Origin of the sequence: Enterobacter sp. SECR19-1250 (assembly GCF_013391025.1) — a bacterium.
GTDB classification, from domain to species: domain Bacteria; phylum Pseudomonadota; class Gammaproteobacteria; order Enterobacterales; family Enterobacteriaceae; genus Enterobacter; species Enterobacter cloacae.
This window is the reverse complement of the sequence record NZ_JACASJ010000225.1, coordinates 1-2,484: the sequence shown is the minus strand read 5'-3', so window position 1 is coordinate 2,484 and position 2,484 is coordinate 1. Positions and strand designations below refer to the sequence as shown.

1 protein-coding gene is annotated in these 2,484 nt (G+C 45.5%); it reads right to left on the bottom strand.

Features of this window, described 5'->3' with window-relative positions:
• Positions 1-33: 33 nt before the first annotated feature.
• Positions 34-2,265: a hypothetical protein gene (locus tag HX884_RS27425; RefSeq protein ID WP_249166263.1), complete on the bottom strand. Its 2,232-nt coding sequence runs from the start codon at positions 2,263-2,265 to the stop codon at positions 34-36.
• Positions 2,266-2,484: the final 219 nt, after the last annotated feature.

Genomic DNA, 2,484 nt, shown 5'->3' with positions numbered 1-2,484 from the left:
GGCTTATGAAGACATTACTAACATCGGGGTGTACTAATCAACGGGGAGCAGGTCATTGGTTGGGTGCGCTCTCACCCCATAGTTAAATGTAGACAATGTGGATCCGCCACTCGCGCTAACTTTAAGAGTGTGATGTTGAATGTTTGTTGGCTGGTATGCTCCGTTAAAATATGATTGGATATATTGAACGACACCTCTATCTCCAGAGCCAGCCATTGTAACCGGAACGGTGAATAGTAAATCTACATTAACGTTATCAAGAGCTGACAAGCTCAGGCCATTATGGCAATTTGTGGCTTTTATTGACAGACTTCCATTAGAGCACATAGTTACAGCCTGGTTGATAACATCTTCGCAGGCAATCTCACCAACACGTTCAAATCTGATAACTTTCATCTGAATATTGAAGTTCGAAAGACATGTGGCCATAACGCCACAACTTTTAAAAGTGCTGTATGGATTATTTGTTAGGCATCGAGAAACTCCTCTGATATCAATATCCCTTGCATATTGCAATGCCACTCCATAACGGACACTGTCATTTGGTATGGATTGTGTGCATTCAATATTTGCAATTACGCCTCTAATGTTAACGTCAAACGAATCGGTACCATTAATCTTCCCAACCAGACTGAAACCGCCTGTCCATCCAGCCCCATCTGAAATCCATGATGGAACAACCAGGTTATAGCATGACTGCCAATAATAATTTGGCTCTACATCAAGCCCTCCTGGTTGCTTACCTATTCCTGTGGGTCCTGACGGAGTGCCATTTCCATGCTGTGAGCTCATGCCAGACACCTTACAATCCTTATAGGCAATGAGAGATACAGCATTGCGACCATCAAACGAGCTATTGACACTGTTTACTCTTAATTTTAGCCTCGTTGGGAAGTTATTGGCAGCAATGGAATCTATTGATGGAGCGGTTGACACGTTGGCCTTATGATGATTTACATATATGCCATCTCCACGACTCTCAATAAAATTAAGTGTTAGGTTGTTATCTACTCCACCAAACATCCCAATGTTATGGATTTGCTCACTGTAAATTTTAGCAGACCTGTTTCCGTCAATGTTTATTTGTCCGCTAAGACTGGTGCATCCATTAAGGTACACAGCAAAACAAGCACTTCCTGTCACATTGCTCGGAGCATTAACAGGCGCAGAACCATCACCGAAGAATTTAAGCCAACCTCTAAAATCGAACTGAAGACCTTTATGTGATGAGTTTAATACAATCCCTACAACGCTCGCAGAAAATGATTCCTTGATATAAGCCTTGGCATGGTAATCAGCACAACTGTCCAGCCAAAGTTGAACCTTAGTCGTTTCGTTTGTCCCATCACCATTGACACCAAACTGCTGGCAATCATATGACATTCCAGTAAGCGTCCAGCCAGAACCAGTTGAATCGAAAAATTTATACTCATTACCTGATGAAGGCACTCCTGTAGTCCCATTTCTGATATAGGTCCCCGACCCGACACCGAGCGTATGATGCCCACGCGTCATGATGTACTTTGACTGCCCTGCATTCGCAGCAAGGGCAGATGAAAATGAATCGACCACATAAACAGAGCCACCGATCAAAGTAGAGCCAGTAGGTTTTGCCAGTTCAATAAGAACGTCTGATGCAGAACCAGATGGAGGCGACGTTACAATTGGATTCCCGGAGTTATCGAAGGCAACGATTTTGTTCGCCCTGGTTGCAGCACCTGGGAGTGATGGGATGTTTTCAGGGGTTCGCAGAGTGCGGTTAAAGTTCCCGCTCGCCAGCGTATCAACATAGTTTTTCGTTGCCGCGTCCTGAGGGTCTCTTGGGTCGCGCAGATTACGGATGTAGTTGTTCAGTGCGTCGTACCAGTTCGCGATACTGGAAGGCTTACGCAGAGCCAGGCGGAACATACTGGCAACCTGCTGGATCAGCATTGTCAGTTTATCGAACGCGTCTTCATGAACCTCAGCGAAGAACTTACCCTGATTGCGCAGATCTGTTTCCTGAGTTGGCTCCAGCTCACGGGCAATGGAGATCTGCCAGCCGTTCGTCAGCGGCGTAGTGAGCACCACGCTGCCGCCGTTATACCCACCGGCGTTCGTAACCGTGTAGTCAGTATCAAGCACCAGAACAGTGATGTTTTCGTCAAGGTCGACAACTGATACAGCAAGGTCTGTTTTTTTGAAAATGCGGAAGGTGTACGGGAAGGATGTCGTAACGCCGTTCCCGGTGTAATCATTATGGTCAACTACGGTTGATACCGTCATGGCCTGTCTCCAGTAAAGCAGCGCCCGGCGCGCGTGCATCATCTGGACAGTTTATTACCTGTCAAACCTTATATGAATTGATTGAATAACAAACACCAAATATATTACCTTTCAGGTAATTCACAAATCGTGCTGGATAGTCTTTAGGACTTTTGCTACTGTACATACATGGGTCTTCCCTTGTTGTGGTGGCTGAAGGCATGATAATGGCGTATTAAA